16 protein-coding genes and 1 pseudogene are annotated in these 16500 nt (G+C 42.9%); all 17 read right to left on the reverse strand.

Features of this window, described 5'->3' with window-relative positions; genetic code table 11:
- Positions 1-296: 296 nt before the first annotated feature.
- Positions 297-1289 (reverse strand): oligopeptide/dipeptide ABC transporter ATP-binding protein, encoded by a 993-nt coding sequence (locus MHB50_RS12885; protein WP_077109865.1) that lies wholly within the window; start codon positions 1287-1289, stop codon positions 297-299.
- Between the two features lie 15 nt (positions 1290-1304).
- Positions 1305-2300 (reverse strand): ABC transporter ATP-binding protein, encoded by a 996-nt coding sequence (locus tag MHB50_RS12890; RefSeq protein ID WP_077109864.1) that lies wholly within the window; start codon positions 2298-2300, stop codon positions 1305-1307.
- A gap of 17 nt (positions 2301-2317) precedes the next feature.
- Positions 2318-3250, reverse strand: coding sequence for an ABC transporter permease (locus tag MHB50_RS12895; protein WP_083717264.1), 933 nt, complete (start codon positions 3248-3250; stop codon positions 2318-2320).
- Positions 3250-4179, reverse strand: a complete 930-nt coding sequence (locus MHB50_RS12900; protein WP_077109862.1) for an ABC transporter permease — start codon at positions 4177-4179, stop codon at positions 3250-3252. The genes MHB50_RS12895 and MHB50_RS12900 overlap by 1 nt, the downstream gene beginning before the upstream one ends.
- Before the next feature lie 253 nt (positions 4180-4432).
- Positions 4433-6100 carry a peptide ABC transporter substrate-binding protein gene (locus tag MHB50_RS12905; protein WP_077109886.1) on the reverse strand — a complete coding sequence of 556 codons (1668 nt, stop codon included), beginning with the start codon at positions 6098-6100 and terminating at the stop codon, positions 4433-4435.
- Between the two features lie 226 nt (positions 6101-6326).
- Positions 6327-7277, reverse strand: a complete 951-nt coding sequence (locus MHB50_RS12910) for an ABC transporter permease (protein WP_077109861.1) — start codon at positions 7275-7277, stop codon at positions 6327-6329.
- On the reverse strand, positions 7270-8193 hold the full coding sequence (locus MHB50_RS12915; RefSeq protein WP_077109860.1) for an ABC transporter ATP-binding protein: 924 nt from the start codon (positions 8191-8193) through the stop codon (positions 7270-7272). Before MHB50_RS12915 ends, MHB50_RS12910 begins: the two co-directional genes overlap by 8 nt.
- A 3-nt stretch (positions 8194-8196) precedes the next feature.
- A complete protein-coding gene (locus MHB50_RS12920) occupies positions 8197-8907 on the reverse strand; it encodes an ABC transporter ATP-binding protein (protein ID WP_339164040.1) in 711 nt (236 codons plus the stop codon).
- The gene (locus MHB50_RS12925; protein ID WP_077109858.1) at positions 8897-9277 is read right to left on the reverse strand and encodes a GntR family transcriptional regulator; all 381 of its coding nucleotides are present in this window, start codon (positions 9275-9277) and stop codon (positions 8897-8899) included. The genes MHB50_RS12920 and MHB50_RS12925 overlap by 11 nt, the downstream gene beginning before the upstream one ends.
- Before the next feature lie 2 nt (positions 9278-9279).
- The gene (locus MHB50_RS12930) at positions 9280-9948 is read right to left on the reverse strand and encodes a hypothetical protein (protein WP_077109857.1); all 669 of its coding nucleotides are present in this window, start codon (positions 9946-9948) and stop codon (positions 9280-9282) included.
- 1029 nt (positions 9949-10977) lie between these two features.
- Entirely contained in the window at positions 10978-11607 is a 630-nt protein-coding gene (locus tag MHB50_RS12935) for an NDxxF motif lipoprotein (RefSeq protein ID WP_339164043.1), read from the reverse strand.
- A gap of 372 nt (positions 11608-11979) precedes the next feature.
- Positions 11980-12177, reverse strand: a pseudogene (locus MHB50_RS12940) (ATP-binding cassette domain-containing protein); the annotation flags it as partial.
- A complete protein-coding gene (locus MHB50_RS12945) occupies positions 12135-12845 on the reverse strand; it encodes an ABC transporter ATP-binding protein (RefSeq protein WP_077109854.1) in 711 nt (236 codons plus the stop codon). The gene MHB50_RS12945 and the pseudogene MHB50_RS12940, both read right to left, overlap by 43 nt.
- Positions 12835-13215, reverse strand: coding sequence for a GntR family transcriptional regulator (locus tag MHB50_RS12950; protein ID WP_077109853.1), 381 nt, complete (start codon positions 13213-13215; stop codon positions 12835-12837). Before MHB50_RS12950 ends, MHB50_RS12945 begins: the two co-directional genes overlap by 11 nt.
- A gap of 2 nt (positions 13216-13217) precedes the next feature.
- The gene (locus MHB50_RS12955; RefSeq protein ID WP_077109852.1) at positions 13218-13997 is read right to left on the reverse strand and encodes a hypothetical protein; all 780 of its coding nucleotides are present in this window, start codon (positions 13995-13997) and stop codon (positions 13218-13220) included.
- Between the two features lie 592 nt (positions 13998-14589).
- Positions 14590-15186, reverse strand: coding sequence for a DNA-3-methyladenine glycosylase (locus MHB50_RS12960; RefSeq protein WP_077109885.1), 597 nt, complete (start codon positions 15184-15186; stop codon positions 14590-14592).
- A gap of 187 nt (positions 15187-15373) precedes the next feature.
- On the reverse strand, positions 15374-16345 hold the full coding sequence (locus tag MHB50_RS12965) for an alpha/beta hydrolase (protein WP_077109851.1): 972 nt from the start codon (positions 16343-16345) through the stop codon (positions 15374-15376).
- Between the last annotated feature and the right edge of the window lie 155 nt (positions 16346-16500).

Here is a 16500-nt window from a genome sequence, read left to right on the forward strand (position 1 = left end):
TTCCCGAATCAATTATTCTTTAACTCTCTATCGAACTAAAGGATTTTCATAAATTGGTATTACTTTACCATAAAACAAAGGATTGAGTCAATCTGATCGTAAACTATTAAAATAATGAAAAAAAAAACATTTTTCCATTGAAAGTCATGTAAACGAAGAATGGTTTGAGGATTAGACCATAAGAATCGAGGATTGCCCCGGAAAGAAGGACATGAATATGTTCGCTATTCCAGTAAAACTTCCAGCCACATGTATGCATTTTTCGCAACATGTAAAAAGGGGCTCGCGGCCCCCTGTTACTGATATAAATGACATGCGGTGAAATGTCCCGGTTTTACTTCTTTCCAGTCTGGATCAACTTTGGCACACACGTCCATAGCAACCGGACAGCGCGTTCGGAATACACATCCGCTCGGGGGATCTATGGGACTTGGCACATCGCCTTTTAAAATAATCCGTTCCCGCTTCACTTCGGGATCGGGGATCGGAACCGATGACAATAAAGCTTTTGTATATGGATGCAATGGGTCCTCATACAGCTTTTCACTATCCGCAAGCTCAAACATTTTCCCCAGATACATGACGAGAATTCGATCGGAAATATATTTGACCATTGATAAATCATGCGCAATAAATAAATAGGTCAAACCCATTTTTCGTTGCAAGTCTTTTAGAAGATTCACAACTTGAGCCTGTATCGATACGTCCAGGGCCGAAATCGGTTCATCACAAACAATGAATGTCGGATCAAGGGCAAGCGCCCGCGCAATGCCGATCCGCTGGCGTTGGCCGCCGCTGAACTCATGGGGAAAACGGCTAATATGATCGGCATCCAACCCGACAAGCCGCAGCAATTCTTTGACCCGCTCACGCCTCTTTTTTCCGCTCAACACACCGTGAATCGCAAATGGCTCTCCAATGACTTCCTCAACTGTCATTCGCGGATTCAACGATGCGTAGGGATCCTGAAAAATCATTTGCATTTCCCGCCGCATTTGGGACATTTCACGATCATTGCTTTGAAAAATATTTTTTCCGTTAAATAAAACTGCACCCGAAGTCGGCTCGTATAATCTGATGATCGTTCTGCCCGCGGTTGATTTCCCGCAGCCGCTTTCACCAACAAGGCCGACCGTTTCTCCCTGGTATATATCCAAATATAACCCGTCAACCGCCTTCAATTTTTTATTACCTACGGTAAAATATTTCTTTACATTCTTCACTTGGATTAATGGTATGGAAGAATATCCCTGTTCAAAAGATTTTTTTTCTTTCAATTCCGGTGTCATGTGCTTCCTCCTTTGTTACACACTTGCTCTCTTTTGAGCCATTGGGTGGTGAAGCCAGCAAGCGGTAAACTGGTTTGAACCTACTTCTTCAAACTCCGGGTTGTGACCTTTGCATATGCGCATGGCATATTTGCATCTGGCATAAAATGGACACCCTTCCGGAGGATCTATCAAGTCTGGCGGAGTACCGATGATGGGAGCAAGCGGCTGGTTTTTATCCATATCCAAGCGCGGAATGGAATTTAATAATCCCATTGTGTAGGGATGTTGAGGGTTGTTAAAGATCTCTTTCACTGTGCCGCTTTCGATCACCTGGCCGGCATACATGACGACTACGCGCTCGGCCATTTCTGCTACTACGCCCAAATCATGTGTAATTAAAATAATGGAAGTTCCGGTTTCTTGCTGGATTTTTTTCATCAATTCCAATATTTGAGCCTGTATCGTCACATCCAAAGCTGTCGTCGGTTCGTCGGCGATCAACAGCCGCGGATTGCATGCCAGCGCCATGGCAATCATGGCCCTTTGGCGCATCCCGCCCGAAAATTCATGCGGATATTGATTCACCCGGTGGCCTGGCTGCGGAATTCCAACAAGTTCCAGCATTTCAATGGCTTTTTCAACAGCTGCCTTTTTATTCATGTCATTATGTTTCAAAATAGCCTCTATAATCTGGTTGCCTATTTTGCTTGTTGGATTTAAAGATGTCATTGGGTCCTGGAAGATCATGCTGATTTTATTGCCTCTGATGCGCTGCATTTCTTTTTCAGTTATATCGAAAAGATTGTTCCCCTGAAATTGTATCGATCCCTGCTTATATTGCGCGGGAGGGGAAGGCAACAGCCGCATGATTGATTTGGCTGTTACACTTTTACCGCAGCCCGATTCTCCAACAATGGCGATCGTTTCTCCTTCTCTTACGTTAAAATTGACGCCTCTGACCGCCTTTACCTCTCCGGCATATGTTTGAAAAGATACGTGCAAGTTTTTGACTTCCAGTATATTATTCATATCGATCCCCACCTCTCTCATTCTCTTAATCTGGGATCGAGCGCATCCCTAAGTCCATCCCCGAATACGTTAAATGCCAACATCGTTAAAGAAATTAAAATAGCAGGTATAAACAATTGATAGAAATTCCCCACATGAATACTGCCCAAGGAATCACTTACGAGCGTCCCCCAGCTTGCTTGGGGCGCTTGAACACCCAATCCCAGGAAACTCAAGGTCGCTTCAGCAAAAATGGCCGTCGGAACAGTAAGGGTAATATTGACAAGGATAGGCCCTAATGTATTCGGTATCATATGTTTTCTTAAAACCCAGCCCATTTTGGCCCCAAGAGCGTTCGATGCGTGAACAAATTCCTGCTCCTTTAATTGCAGCACCTGGCCCCTGACGAGCCTTGCCATTTGAATCCAGCCCGTAATAGACAAAGCAATGATGATCGGCCAAATACCTCTTTCCATGACGATCATGACTAAAATCACAACAAGCAAATAAGGAATCGAGTATAGTATTTCAGCAATCCTCATCATGACGTTATCAGTGCGGCCGCCTTTGATGGCCGAAATACCGCCGTATACGACACCAATTAAAAAGTCGATCAACGCGGCCATCGATCCGATAAACAGTGAAATTCTCGCCCCATACCAACTGCGGGTAAATAAATCTCTTCCGGCCGAGTCGGTTCCAAACCAATGCTCAGCATTGGGGTGCAAATTCTTTTTGGTAAAATCCTGTTCATAATACGTATATCCGTTTAAATGTGGACCGATAACGGCCATGATTGTCAATAGAAAAATAACAGTTAATCCGAGCATCGCAAGCTTGTTTTCAACAAGTCTGCGCCATACATCACTCCAATAGGAAACAGAAGGCCTCGCAATTTTTTCAGCTTCCTGGTAATTGTCTTCCGCCGGCAAAAACATATCTTCCGTCATATTCAGTTCGTGCTTGCTCATCAGCCGCTCTCCTTTCCGATCTTGATTCTGGGGTCAATCCAAGTGTAGGCAACATCCACAATAAAGATCAATGCGATGAGAATGATGCTGTAAAAGATGGTCGCCCCTAAAATGACCGGATAGTCACGGTTGAAAATGCTATTTACAAACATTTCACCCATGCCGGGTATTCCAAATATATACTCGATAATGAAACTCCCGGTTACCAGATTGGCCGTCAGGATACCGAGTACTGTCACGACAGGCAGGATAGCATTCCGTACCGCATGCTTCATGATGATGGCACCGCCGGCCAGACCCTTGGCTTTGGCAGTTAATATATAATCCTGGCTCATCACTTCCAGCATGCTCGATCTCATTAATCGGGCAATATAAGCCATGGGCATCATCGCCAACGCAATCGAAGGGAGAATGGTATGAGACCAAGACTTCCACGTTGCAACGGGCAGAAGTTCCCACTTAACAGCAACATAATGGATCAAAAAGGTGGCAAGGACAAAACTTGGAACGGACAGGCCGATGATGGCAAGGACCATCGCTGAGTAGTCTGGCCACCGGTTTCTGTTCAAAGCAGCAATGACCCCAAGGAACAAACCGAATGTAATGGCTATCAACAATGCTTGAAGCCCTAAATGGAGAGAAACGGGAAATCCATTTTTAATATAATCATTGACTGTGATAGCTTTTGTTTTCATGGATGGCCCGAAATCCAGTTGGAGGACAGACTTTAAATATAGGGCATATTGGACCATTTCCGGTTTATCAAGATTATAGTGGCGCTGTAAGTTTTCATATACAGCCGGGGGCATCGGCCCTTCTTTGGCGAACGGATTCCCCGGAATGGTTTTCATAATGATAAAGGTGAGTGTAATGATGACCCACACAGTGATGATTGCCCAAAATAAACGATTTAGCGTATATTTCCACATCATTTACACCTCTTTCTAAGCAAAACTTCAATCTGCGAAAGCTTTATTTCGCATATGGTTAGTTGTACCAATCGGGCTTTTACTAGCAGTTGATTCCCGGTGAACCTATTTCCCCGCGAATTTTTGAAAATGGGAAGCTTGCTTGCTGCCTGTTAATCCGGGATATAGCCATGCCATACATACAGTAAGATGAAAAAATAAAGACTAAAACCAGGTATGCCAAAAGTGGCATACCCAATTTTGAAATGCATGATTATTTTTCAATGTCCGCATAAATGAACTGTGGATATCGGTTAATTGGTGTAAAAATCCCTTTCACATGCGGCTTCACAGTGAACGGTTTTGTGTAGAAATATAGCGGTATAATCGGCATTTCTTCGATTAAAATTTCTTCCGCTTTGTGCATGGCTTCCATCCGTTCTTTTTGATCCATGGACGTCTTGCCGATTTTAACGTTTTTATCATATTCCGGATTGCTCCAATTCGCATCATTGAACGAACCGTCTGTTACCCAAAGATCAACGAATGTCATCGGGTCAACATAGTCCCCTACCCAACCGCCACGGGAAATTTGATAGTCCCCAGCTTTTTCCCGGTCAAGCTTGACTTGGAATTCTACGTTTTCCAATGTGACGTTTACATCCAAGTTTTTGCGCCACATTTCCTGTATCGCCTCAGCAACCTTTTTATGCCCTTCATCCGTATTATACGTTAGGGTAAACTCTGGCATTTGATCCATGTCTTCTTCAGCAAGTCCTTCCTGCAGGAGCTTCTTCGCTTCTTCCGCATCTTCTTTAAACAGGTCGCCGGAGTTTTCCTGGAAATCTCCTTCCACATCGGGAATTCCTGGCGGGATGATGCCATACGCGGGCTGCTGGCCGCCCTGCGTCACATGTTCAACAAGAGACTTTCGGTCAATCGCCATCGATAAAGCCTTTCTAACCTTTACATTGTTAAATGGCTTTACCTCATTATTTAAATTATAGTAATATATTGCCAAATCCGGAGCAATCTCGAATTCTGGATCGTCTGTTCCACTCAGTTCGCCTGTCACATCCGGAGGCAGCGGGTAGACGAGGTCAAGCTCATTGGACTGATACATTTGCCACGCGGTATCAGCATTGTCAATAATGACAAATTGAACCTCATCCAGTTTGATTTTATCCTTATCGTAATAGTTTTCGTTTTTCTCCAATTTCATGCTTTCTTTATGTTTCCACTCCGTCAGTTTAAAAGCTCCGTTTGATACATATGTTTCAGCTTCCAGTGCCCAGTCGGGGTTTGCTTCCTGTACCTTTTTGTTCACAGGATAAAACGTATAAAAAGATGTCAAATCAAGGAAGTAAGGTGTTGGTTCCGCAAGTTTAACTTCAAGCGTAAGGTCGTCCAAAGCCTTTACACCGACTTTTTCTTCCAACGCGGCATATTCGTCCTTGTTTTGCGAGCTGTTGTACGCTTCTCCTCCTTCAAGATAATAGAGTTGATAAGCATACTCGGAAGCGCTTTCAGGATTGAGCGCGTATTTCCAGGCAAATTCAAAGTCGTGAGCTGTTACAGGGTCGCCATTGGACCATTTCGCGTCATCCCTTAAGTTGAAAGTCCACGTTAATCCGTCATCACTCACATTCCAATCTTTAGCGATTCCCTCGACTATTTCACCTTCAGGCGTTTTCTTCGTCAATCCTTCAAAGGCATGCTCCAGGATCCATGAATCATGGGTTCCCTGTGCTGTTCCAGGGTGTAGTGAACCCGGCTCTTCATTGTTATTGAGACGTAAAATTTTCTTCTCGCCCGACTTTTGCTCGCCACCAGATTTTTTCTCGTCAGCCGGTTCCGGCGAAGTCTCCGTTTGACCGCTAAAACAGCCGGAAAGTACCAGTAAGATTGATAGTACGAAAACCATGAAAGCAGACCGTGACATCTTCAAGCAAATTCCCCCTTCTTCATGATAATGGACGTGGCAACGATTACATAAACCAACAACTAAAACCCGTTAACAAACATTGGGTCCATATTAGTCTATGATTCGTTACACATTTACTATACCAAAAAAACAATCTGAATACCAAACTTTTATTTGCAAGATTCGGAATTGTGTTTTGGGGATGGACAAAAAAACCCCACAGAGAGAAAGAGATGTTACAGGCTTAAGCCGTAACATCCCTTTTCAAAAAGAATAGAAAAGCCAGTATTTGAAAGATTGTAAAATACAGTATCATCATCCATATGGAAAAAGAGAGCGTCATGCCATCCACCAATGGCATCCCATCAATATATTGCATTAAGTTAGTGTTGGCAAACAAACTATATTTGGCCCATTCAAATTTGCTGGCCAGCAATTTGGTGGCCGTTTCGCCTGTGAAAAGCAGAAATACCGACAGGCCGATCGCCAGCGCGCTGTTCTTGAAAACAGCCGAAATCATGAATGCCATAGCGGCAAGCAAAAAGACGCTTAAGGAATTGAGGGCATACGATTTGACCAAGTATAAAAACAGACTTTGTTCCTTCACCTGTCCATTCACATAAGCCAGATGGACATTGCTTGACGAATCTCCCGTCCCGAACAGAACCGCTCCAATGATACTGGCGCAAACGAATAGGATGGCAAGCATAAGCAGCAGGAACAAATTGACGGTAAAGTATTTTGCCAACAATATCTTCCAACGTTTATAGGGCTTCACCAACAATATTTTGATCGTTCCCCATGAAAATTCATTGGCGACAATACCAGCAGCAACAATGAGTACGAACAAGCCGGCAAATGGTATGAGAGAAATCGAGTCGTTGATAAATGTCCAAACCGTGCGCTCCTCAACAGGCGGCAAGTCATTTTTTATCCGATATTCATTAATAGCTATCTCCTGTTCAATAAGATCCTTAGGGCCTATAATTTGCATATCTTCATGCTGTTGTTTTAAATTCTCGTTTTCCGCCATCAACTCTTGCTTCCAATCTTGATTTTCCGCTTTTTCTTTGCTGTCAAGATATTTCATCATGCCAGCCGTTACGATCAGAATGAGAATGAGCAGTCCCATCATGATATATGTACTGATCTGCCTAAAAATCTTCTCCCATTCATTGCGTACCAAATTAAACATTGGCTGCCACCCCCGGGTCGTTTGTCATTTCAAGGAACCTTTCTTCCAAAGATTTTTTCACTGGGCTTATTTCAAACACGAGGAGATCGTGTTCAAGCAATAAGCGCAACACATCCGGTATTTGAGAAGGTTCCACTAAAATATGAATGCCATTTTCTCTCTTCATTCCTTGAATTCCACGACTTGCCAATAATTTTAAGGCTTCATTTCTATTATCCACATCGCAATAATACGTTTTGGTATCAGACTCCACCTCTTCACTGGCGATACTTTGGACATTGACGAGCGTCCCCTTTTGAATAATAGCGAACCGGTCACACATCATTTCCATTTCCGACAACAAATGACTGGAGACGATAATGGAAAGGTTTTTCTCTTTGGCCAATCGCCTTAAATAGCCCCTGATTTCCCTGATGCCCGCGGGATCAAGCCCATTTGTCGGTTCATCCAAAATAAGAACTTTTGGATCATGCAGGAGGCTTTGGGCAATTCCCAATCTCTGTCTCATCCCCAAAGAGTAAGTCTTGACTTTGTCGTGGATTCGCTCTGTCAATCCGACAAGACTTACGACCGCATCTATTTTTTCTTTCGTGATTCCCTTAAACAGGCGGGCAGACTGCTGTAAATTTTGATAACCAGTCAAGAATTTATACAACTCCGGGTTTTCGACGATGGCTCCTACATGGCTAATCGCGTCTTCATAATTTTTGCGGACGCTTTTTCCGCAAATTTTAATCTCCCCGGCCGTTATGCCAATCAAACCGACAATCATTCTGATCGTTGTCGTCTTCCCGGCTCCGTTCGGCCCCAAAAATCCAAACACTTCCCCGGCTTCGACTTCAAAGCTTAAGTCATCAATAATTTTTCTTCCGCGAATTATTTTCGTGACATTTTTCAACTCAACAACAGCTTTCATTTCTCACACTTCCTTCCCTTTGTTCCGCATGATTGATTTGAACCATTCTAAGACAGATAAGCCTTGTTCTTCGCGTATGGCTTCCACATTTTGGCGGCCGATAATGTCACCGTTATAAATGGCGATCACTTCATCCATTATCTGCTCAATCTCATCAATCTCGTGCGTGGCGATAATGACGGTCTGTTTTTCAAAATTAATATAGGTGAGCAAGCTTGTAACAATGGAATCCCGCACCATTGGATCGAGTCCGGAAAATGGTTCGTCCAGCAGGACCACCGGAACGTCCCTTGCCAAGGTTAATACGAGTTTCAATCTTCCCCGGTTCCCTTTGGAAAGCTGTTTGATTTTTTTATTTTCCGGCAACTCCATTTCTTTAAGAAGGTGAAACGCTTTGTCCCGGTCAAAATCGGGAAATTGAGAATCATAGAACTCGATCATTTTCCCGGTGGTAAAAGAATCATAAAACATATCAAGTTCCGTCAAGTATGCCACTTTTTTGCTGATCCTTCTTGTGACCTTCTCTTGTAAAACGGTCACTGTTCCGCTGTTCGGATAAACAAGGCCGGTGATCAATTTCAATGTGGTGGATTTTCCACTCCCATTGGGACCGAGCAGACCGTAAATTTTCCCCGGTTCAAAATATAGAGTGACATTGTCCAGAGCCTTTTCTGCTCCGTATTTTTTCACGACGCCCTTTAATTCAATGTTCATCCTGCCCACCATCCTCCAAATAATGTGTCAATCCACTCACCATTTGCTGGTTCGTATATCCCAATTCTTTCATGCTTTTGACAAACTGGCCGATGATTTCCGTCTGCATCGACTGCTTCAATTTATTCACAATGCTTTCCTTTTCAATCACGAACGTCCCCTGTCCACGTCTTGTCTCCACAATACCCATCCTTTCCATTTCCGCATATGACCTTTGTATCGTATTTGGGTTGACACCCGATTGGACAGCCATGCCCCTTACAGACGGAAGTTTTTCCCCGGGATTGATTTTTCCCCGGATGATCCTTTGAAAAATCTTTTCAGTAATTTGTATATAAATGGGCTTTGACGCTTCAAATTCTTTGGACATGTTTACACCTCGACTTTCCGGTCCAGCAGCCTACTGGCAAGGAGAAAGAAGATGATGGATAAAATAGCGTACATCAAGGTAAACAAGGATAGACTATTTTGGAAAATAGGTAGTTTCCAGAGTTGCCTTTCCACCAGTACGTGATAGGAAAGCCAAACGAGAACCACCGCCAGCCAGCGAAAATGTCTAATAGCGGGGTATTTTCCTAGTGAATGGTAAACCGTCCAAAGAAACATGAACAAAACTGATACATGCATCGCTGTGCCAAAGATATGTAACTGTAAAGAAATGATCCCTTGATCGATAGGCAGAGCACTGCTGAAAAAAGCGATCGCCCTTCGCATAAAAAACAAAGCATAAAAGGATATGAAAAGTTGCGCAATCAACTGAATAATAGCCGCGGCACCGAGCTTTGCTAACAGCAATTTCAAACTGCTTTGCGGATTATACAGCCATAACTGTGTTTTCCCCTCGACCCTTAAAGTATAAAGCAGTAAGAGCGGCGCCAATATCAGAACAGCAGCCATCATGAAGGGAAACATTAACTCCGGCTCCGATATATAACCTGAGAAGATATGCATACCTGCCATACCGAAAAATAGAAGCCCCATCCAAGACCAAAATTTCATTAAACCTAAATCCTTTTTAACCAACCCAATAAATGCCTTCATGACTTTACCTCCGCCACCTTGTATTAGTGTGTTAATTAGATAGTACACTAACACAAGTATACATGCAACCATTTTTACAAAAAAACATAAGATGTATTTTTTACCTGATAGAAAATTTCAAGAGATGGGCTATGGTCACCGGATGCAGCTACTTTCAGAGAATTATGCCATTCTCTTCCCCTCGATCAAAAGGCGGAACAAAGGCTAAAGAATGAAAGCGTCCTGTTGGCTTAACCGAGGAAATAGCGTCATCCAAGCTCGCGCTTTCCCTGCCTTGTTTGTTTCTTCTCTTACACTCGTACAAGCGTATACGTTGCGGCGCTTCCATGACCGATATCTTTGAAAACCATGAGTTGTGTATCACCGCCCCGGACGAATCGGACTTTTGGCGCGATTTTTTGAAATGGGGACCTTCCTGCAGTTCATACCGAAAAAACTACTAACATCAGTAGTGCGACCAAGGCCATGGTTTGTGCTAGTATTTTTTTGCCGAACAGCTTCAAGATCTAGAATCCATATAAAAGACCGGCCAACTTCACAAGTTTAGTATGTTGGGGGTCCAAAAAGATCATGTCAATAAGGCAGTGTGAAGGCTTCTATGATTGGCTAAGAGGGAGCAGAAATCATGAAACATAAACATGTTGTAGCTTTTGATGTGAGTATGGGGGAAAATGGGATGACAGTCTGACCGTTATAAACGATGTGAGTATGGAGATGAAGTGGAACATACACGTCCTAGCTTTTACGATGACAAATTAAAAATGCAACCTCGGCGAAATCCTTATGAGGTTGCAGTAATGGCATGTATAAATAAGCTTCCGAAATACATCTTCACCATTAAGGAACTGGAAACAAAATGGGATGGCGGGCATATCCAAAATTGGGCCATGGTCAGAAACCAACTGCTCTTTCACGACAAACTGAAAGATAGGGTTTTAAGATACCTTGAGTAAAGTGTACTTACACACTTAACTTGACAAACCCGATAGTTCCTTTTCATTGTCCACCTTTCCAATTCAATGGTTAACTTTATTTTTTAACATCCCTTCCAAAGGCCTTTGTGTCAATATTCTTCTCATCAAGGAAGTCTTCAATTTTTTTCTGTTCTCTTCCACTCACTTTAGGAGTTTTATTAATGATGGATCCAATGTCTTTTTCAGAAATTTTCCCTTCGCTTGCGTTGTCGAGCACTTCACTTAATTCACGAATATACTCATTTGAAGTTGTAATATAACGACTAATCCTTTCCGACTCTTCTTGATAACCTTTAGGTAAGGTATTATTGGAGATATAACGAGAGAAATTCTCATCATTTTCTTTTATAAGTTTGTTAATTTTTTTAAATTTCTCTAATTCACTTTTATTTAATGTCTGATCGTCCCATATGAACTCCTCAAATGATTCTAAAGCATTATTTAACTCTTCGTCACTGTCTAAATATATTTTGATACTTTGTTTCATTTCTTCTTCGTCAATGACACTATTGTTTTTTTCAGAGGTGAAGATAGTACTAGGGATTTTTATGTCCTTTAGAGAAATTTCCTCTTCTGTAGCACTTTCTTCCTGAGCATCCATATTTTCTTCCTCGGAACATCCGCTCAACACAAAGATGATGATCATGAAGCAACTATAAAATATTTTTCTCATAATTAGAACCATTCCTTTCGCTCTCGCTAAGGGCACAAAACTGTATAAAATGTACTTATTCCGAGCGCGTTTTTAGTATTACTGAAACGATAGGGATTTACAGAACTACAAATCAAGTGAAGGTGAGAGGCCGATGGATAAAAAGCAGAAATGACATTCACACCTTAACAAGTTGTTGAACGGATCCATTTTATCATTCGTTTCCAATGGATTTTACAGACATGCTGGCTTGGCTTTAGCCTCCTCATCGCTTTGCACCTGCGGGGTCTTCAGCTCAAGCTATTCCCGCAGGAGTCGTCGCCTTCCGTTCTGAATATATATTGTGAACTAAAAAAAGCAATGATGAAATTTCTAAACTCCTTCCATTCACATTTTAAAGCGTTAACCGACAATCATTCTGATCGTTGCCGTCTTCCCGGCTCCGTTCGGCCCCAAAAATCCAAACACTTCCCCGACTTCGACTTCAAAGCTTAAGTCATCAATCATTTTTCTTCCGCGAATCATTTTCGTGACATTTTTCAACTCAACGACAGCTTTTTTCACACTTCCTTCCCTTTGTTCCGCATGATTAATTTGAACCATTCTAAGACAGATAAGCCTTGTTCTTCGCGTATGGCTTCCACATTTTCACGGCCGATAATGTCACCGTTATAAATGGCGATCACTTCATCCATTATCTGCTCAATCTCATCAATCTCGTGCGTGGCGATAATGACGGTCTGTTTTTCAAAATTAATATAGGTGAGCAAGCTTGTAACAATGGAATCCCGCACCATTGGATCGAGTCCGGAAAATGGTTCGTCCAGCAGGACCACCGGAACGTCCCTTGCCAAGGTTAATACGAGTTTCAACCTTCCGCGGTTCCCTTTGGAAAGCTGTTTAATTTTTTTATTTTCCGGCAGTTCCATTTCTTTAAGAAGGTGAAACGCTTTGTCCCGGTCAAAATCGGGAAATTGAGAATCATAGAACTCGATCATTTTCCCGGTGGTAAAAGAATCATAAAACATATCGAGTTCCGTCAAGTATGCCACTTTTTTGCTGATCCTTCTTGTGACCTTCTCTTGTAAAACGGTCACTGTTCCGCTGTTCGGATAAACAAGGCCGGTGATCAATTTCAATGTGGTGGATTTTCCACTCCCATTGGGGCCGAGCAGACCGTAAATTTTCCCCGGTTCAAAATATAGAGTGACATTGTCCAGAGCCTTTTCTGCTCCGTATTTTTTCACGACGCCCTTTAATTCAATGTTCATCCTGCCCACCATCCTCCAAATAATGTGTCAATCCACTCACCATTTGCTGGTTCGTATATCCCAATTCTTTCATGCTTTTGACAAACTGGCCGATGATTTCCGTCTGCATCGACTGCTTCAATTCATCGACAATGCTTTCCTTTTCAATCACGAACGTCCCCTGTCCACGTCTTGTCTCCACAATACCCATCCTTTCCATTTCCGCATATGACCTTTGTATCGTATTTGGGTTGACACCCGATTGGACAGCCATGTCCCTTACTGACGGAAGCTTTTCCCCGGGATTGATTTCTCCCCGGATAATCCTTTGAAAAATCTTTTCAGTAATTTGTATATAAATGGGCTTTGACGCTTCAAATTCTTTGGACATGTTTACACCTCGACTTTCCGGTCCAGCAACCTACTGGCAAGGAGGAAAAGGATGATAGCCAAAGCGGCATACAACAGAATGGGTATGATAGGTAGCGATACATCCGTATAGATGATGTTCCAGCCATCTTCATATTTCAAGTTGGGCTCAATATGGACGTTTAGGTCCAAAGAGAACCACTCATTTGTTAAAATCTTCGTTTTTACAAGAAGCTCTTCCAGTAAGCTCCATGCAAACCAAACGAGAACCACCGCCAGCCAGCGAAAATGTCTAATGGCGGGGTATTTTCCTAGAGAATGGTAAACCGTCCAAAGGAAAATGAACCAGATCGATATATACATTGCTGTGCTGAAAATGCCCAACTGCATAAAAATCCCTTGTTTGATAGGCAGGAAGTTGCCGAAAGAAGCGATTTTCCCTGCTTTCACCAATGCTTGCATGATAAACAAGGCATACAAGGAAATGATGAGTTGCGCAATCAACTGAATAATGGCTGCCGTACTGAGCTTTGATAACAGCAATTTCAAACTGCTTTGCGGATTATACAGCCATAACTGTGTTTTCCCCTCGAGATTTAAAGTATAAAGTAGGGAGATCGGTGCCAAAAACATGTGAAACCCGGCAGCCATCATCAGAAAAGGAACGGGTATTAGCGGCTCTGATAAATAAACAGAGAGGATATACACACCCGCCATCCCGATAATAAAAACCGCAAGCCAAACGATGTACCAAAATTTCATTAAACTTAAATCCTTTTTAACTAATCCAATAAATGCTTTCATGAGTTTGACCTCCGTCATCAACTGTTATTGTACTAACCAAATAGTACACTAACACAAATATACATGCAACCATTTTTACAAAAAAATATGAGATGCATTTTTACCTGATAGCGAAATCTATTGGCGGCATGATCAGGGTGACAGGGTGCGGGTCCATGCAAGAAGCTCATGCCGCGCTCTCTTTCCCCTTATAAGAAACGGAGCGACAGCGTCCTGTTGGCAAGCTCTGGGGAGGAGCGCCTTACTTTATCTTCGTGCGATCATGATGCTGTCGCACTTTCCCTGTCTTGTGGCTTCGCTGCACCCGTACATCATGGTTATGACGCTTCCAGAAAACCATGAGATGTGTGTCGCCGCCCCGGACGAATCGGGCTTTAACTGACTGTTGCTCCCCCGCACTTACCGTGATTTTTTGAAGTGGGGATCTTCCTGCCAGTTCATACCGAAAAAAAGCTGTCCGGAAAGGAATATGACAGCTTGAAAAATAATAAAACAAAACCCAAGAATGCTATAAAATCAACATTCTTGGGTTTTAGATTGTAGTGTGTTGACTCTAAATCGGACTTTTTAAACAGCCCCCTCCATATATATTTTATCGTGATACATATGGATTTCCCTTAACCCAGAAACGCCACGGGTAATCTCGCGCCTCACCCGAATTTTGAATCCCGATCCTGGTTCCTTGCTCTATTTCTGTCGGGGAATAGCCATCACTGATATATAACGGCCGCTCATAAAATGTTCGGCCGTAGTCCTCCATGGTAATCCCCATTGCCTTTGTTAATTTTCCGGGGCCATTCGTCAAGTTTTTCATTTGATCGACTGGGCGCCTCTTTTTCATAAGGCCAATTCCTGTAACAGGCTCCAACGCTCGAATCAATACGGCTTCGGGCTCATCAATGCCTGCGCTGACGACATTGATCAGACAATGCGTGTGCATCGAGTATGTATACACGAGCCCTGCCTGGCCATACATGATTTCAGTCCGCTTCGTCCTTCTATTGCCGTAACTGTGGGCGGCGCGATCATGCGGGCCTATATAGGCTTCCGTTTCCACTATATATCCGGCGGAAAGCCCTTCTTCCGTTTCGTTGACAAGGAGGCAGCCTAAAAGCGACTTGGCTAGTTCAAGCGTTGGCTGTTGAAAAAATTGTTTGTTTAACGGTTTTTTCGGCATTTTGTCATTCATTTCCATTACATCTATTCACCATCATCCATTTTATGAATTTATTTTTTTGCTTGATCGAGTCATACTCATTTATATTCGCAGATGTCCGCCAAAGCGCCATTCGCAACCTCAGCATCGTTTTCTTGCGTTCCGGGCGGACATGGCTTATTCCCGCCAGCATCATGTACGTTTTTTCATGTTGAGCCTGTCACTCATCTTCCTTTATTCCTTGTAATACCCCGTCAAAAAAAGCAATCACCTTTTCAACATATTCCTCAGAGTTTTGCTCAAAAGATTTCACATGCCCGTCTCCCTCGGTAAGCCAAAACGAAAAAACATCGGGGTGCTTTTTGTACATTTTTTCACTTTCTGTGTAAGGGATGGAACGATCGCCTTTATTGTGGATAAATAACACTGGACGCGGAGCCACATCATCCAGCACAGTGATCGGGCTTGCGCCGGACAAATCGATGTCAGCCATTAGTGGAATGATATTGAGGATCAACGGTGTAAAAGGAAAATTCGGCAGATCGGTCCAGACCGGCATATTTTCTTCCAAATAATCATGCAAATCGCTGAACGGGCTGTCGGCTACGACTGCATGCACATTCTTTGATTCAGCCGCCGCTAAAATGGAAGTGGACGCCCCCATGGATATTCCCAGCAATCCAATCGGCTCCTCATATTGGTCGGCTGTCCAATCAATGGCCCCCAGGAGGTCCCATTTTTCTTTGACTCCAACAGTGGTCATGTCTCCTTCTGATTCCCCCGCATAACGAAAATCAAACGTAATGACCCGATATCCTTTTACAAGTAAATTGTTGGCCAGCGGCATAAACGGAATGTTTTCCTCGTAACGGTTCCCTTTATAACCGTGGGCAAAAATAATGTTCATTTTTGCCGGAACGGGAGGTTCAAGCACCCAGCCCGCCAACTTCGTTTTGGCATCATGGCTGAAAAAGTCGATATCTTGATAATTCATGTCATAATCGCCAGGGGTAATGACGATCGGTTTTTTCTCCGGTTTTGTCAAATTTGTTCCCACATATACAGAAATCGCGACGCAAGTTGCAGCAGCCAGGAAAAACAAGGCAGCCAGAGAACCGATCACAATGAATTTGGTGTTCCGTTTCTTTGGCCCTCTGTTGACCGTTGTTTCCCTGTTGATTTCCGGCCCCATAATGCCGTATTCCTCCTTTTGCTTTATTCTTTTATTCATATTTCTAGAAAAACGGTTGGATTCCTCTTTTCAAAATGTCACAATATGTTCATTTTACAGCAAAAACAGGTAAAAAAACCCCTTGACTTTTGAAGTTTAAATGTCTACTATATAAA

Origin of the sequence: Siminovitchia sp. FSL H7-0308 (assembly GCF_037980985.1) — a bacterium.
Taxonomy (GTDB): Bacteria; Bacillota; Bacilli; order Bacillales; family Bacillaceae_C; genus Siminovitchia; species Siminovitchia thermophila.

Excerpts from the sequence above, each read along its gene's own strand:
- MHB50_RS12885 (WP_077109865.1), bottom strand. The coding sequence starts at position 1,289 with ATGACACCGGAATTGAAAGAAAAAAAATCTTTTGAACAGGGATATTCT.
- MHB50_RS12890 (WP_077109864.1), bottom strand. The coding sequence starts at position 2,300 with ATGAATAATATACTGGAAGTCAAAAACTTGCACGTATCTTTTCAAACA.
- MHB50_RS12895 (WP_083717264.1), bottom strand. The coding sequence starts at position 3,250 with ATGAGCAAGCACGAACTGAATATGACGGAAGATATGTTTTTGCCGGCG.
- MHB50_RS12900 (WP_077109862.1), bottom strand. The coding sequence starts at position 4,179 with ATGTGGAAATATACGCTAAATCGTTTATTTTGGGCAATCATCACTGTG.
- MHB50_RS12905 (WP_077109886.1), bottom strand. The coding sequence starts at position 6,100 with ATGTCACGGTCTGCTTTCATGGTTTTCGTACTATCAATCTTACTGGTA.
- MHB50_RS12910 (WP_077109861.1), bottom strand. The coding sequence starts at position 7,277 with ATGTTTAATTTGGTACGCAATGAATGGGAGAAGATTTTTAGGCAGATC.
- MHB50_RS12915 (WP_077109860.1), bottom strand. The coding sequence starts at position 8,193 with ATGAAAGCTGTTGTTGAGTTGAAAAATGTCACGAAAATAATTCGCGGA.
- MHB50_RS12920 (WP_339164040.1), bottom strand. The coding sequence starts at position 8,907 with ATGAACATTGAATTAAAGGGCGTCGTGAAAAAATACGGAGCAGAAAAG.
- MHB50_RS12925 (WP_077109858.1), bottom strand. The coding sequence starts at position 9,277 with ATGTCCAAAGAATTTGAAGCGTCAAAGCCCATTTATATACAAATTACT.
- MHB50_RS12930 (WP_077109857.1), bottom strand. The coding sequence starts at position 9,948 with ATGAAGGCATTTATTGGGTTGGTTAAAAAGGATTTAGGTTTAATGAAA.
- MHB50_RS12935 (WP_339164043.1), bottom strand. The coding sequence starts at position 11,607 with ATGGTTCTAATTATGAGAAAAATATTTTATAGTTGCTTCATGATCATC.
- MHB50_RS12945 (WP_077109854.1), bottom strand. The coding sequence starts at position 12,845 with ATGAACATTGAATTAAAGGGCGTCGTGAAAAAATACGGAGCAGAAAAG.
- MHB50_RS12950 (WP_077109853.1), bottom strand. The coding sequence starts at position 13,215 with ATGTCCAAAGAATTTGAAGCGTCAAAGCCCATTTATATACAAATTACT.
- MHB50_RS12955 (WP_077109852.1), bottom strand. The coding sequence starts at position 13,997 with ATGAAAGCATTTATTGGATTAGTTAAAAAGGATTTAAGTTTAATGAAA.
- MHB50_RS12960 (WP_077109885.1), bottom strand. The coding sequence starts at position 15,186 with ATGAATGACAAAATGCCGAAAAAACCGTTAAACAAACAATTTTTTCAA.
- MHB50_RS12965 (WP_077109851.1), bottom strand. The coding sequence starts at position 16,345 with ATGGGGCCGGAAATCAACAGGGAAACAACGGTCAACAGAGGGCCAAAG.